This is a genomic window from Vibrio sp. 2033, from assembly GCF_033339735.1.
The window spans coordinates 1-1,150 of sequence record NZ_JAWOVC010000104.1; the positions used below are offsets into that span (position 1 = coordinate 1).

1 protein-coding gene and 1 pseudogene are annotated in these 1,150 nt (G+C 46.8%); one reads left to right on the top strand and one right to left on the bottom strand.

Annotated features, from left to right (window positions below; translation table 11 throughout):
* Positions 1-199: pseudogene (locus R7P74_RS24890) on the top strand (SIMPL domain-containing protein); the annotation flags it as partial.
* Positions 200-242: 43 nt separating this feature from the next.
* On the opposite strand, the gene R7P74_RS24895 reads toward R7P74_RS24890, so the two are convergent.
* On the bottom strand, positions 243-1,150 hold a 908-nt coding region (locus R7P74_RS24895; RefSeq protein WP_318123313.1), incomplete at its 5' end, for a DUF4382 domain-containing protein.

The window sequence follows — 1,150 nt, forward strand, 5'->3', positions numbered from 1 at the left end:
CAAACCAGACATGATCGAAGAGGCGACCAAAAACGCCCGCGAGGTGGCACAGAAGTTTGCGAAAGACTCACAAAGCTCATTAGGAAAGATCAAGCGAGCGACGCAAGGTCAGTTCTCCATTTATGACCGCGATAGCAATACGCCGTACATTAAAAAAGTCCGAGTGGTATCGACGGTTCAATATTACCTTTCTGACTAAGTATAAAGCCGCTCAGTACGAGCGGCTTTTTTGATATGGTGACTTAAAGAATGGGATTAATGTCCTGAGTTGTCAGCTCTGTCTCGACAACATCAACTGGCGTGTAGTGCTGGTAAATCAAGAAACCGTCTTCTGACGTTTCATGAGCGTCTGGCGTATCAATATACGCGGTACATGTGTAGCCAATGCTGTAAGTACCCGGGCCAATGTAACCAAACTCGTAGCTGTAGGTTGTATTGCCTTCTTCGTCTTGTGATTCATTCACGTTAGCTACCGCAACTGGCGCGTTGAGTGGAGCTGTCGCGCCCATATCGCCCATGGTTGAGCGATCCATAGAACCCGCATACAGGTAAACAGAGTGAACGGCAGGCACATCATGAATCGCGTTCCATGCCGCACTGTCTGCTTCGCAAGCTTGGTATTGCACGTTACTTACCGTGCCAGCGATATGGCCTGAATCTGATGCGTTCACCAAACTTACGGCATTCGAGTTCATGTTCATATGATCTTGGCCGACTGGATCCGCCAGACCTTTACGCAAATCAAACTCTACAACGTAGCTATTGTGCCCAGTATGAACTTTTACATACTGACCTTTTTGGGAAAACTTCAAGCGACCCTGATCGCTGGTATCGGGCTTAAAGCCAAAACAGCTACCACGACTTGGAACAACAAGACCTTTTACTGAGCCATCAGTTTTTTCGACATACGATAGAGACGTATCATTCAACTGTCGGCCATCTTTCGCGTAAACGCACATGGCGTAATCACCTGGAGCAATTTGTTGTTCGCTAATGATGGTTTTAGCATTTTTCCCTTGGTATTCCATCAAATCAACTTGATGTAGAGCGCCGTTCTCGCTTGCGTCTAGCAGAATGTGATTGCCAGTTTGCTCGCCCGTTTCTGGGTCAAAGGGAATTAAAACCACGTCTTTAAATGCTAAGACCACTT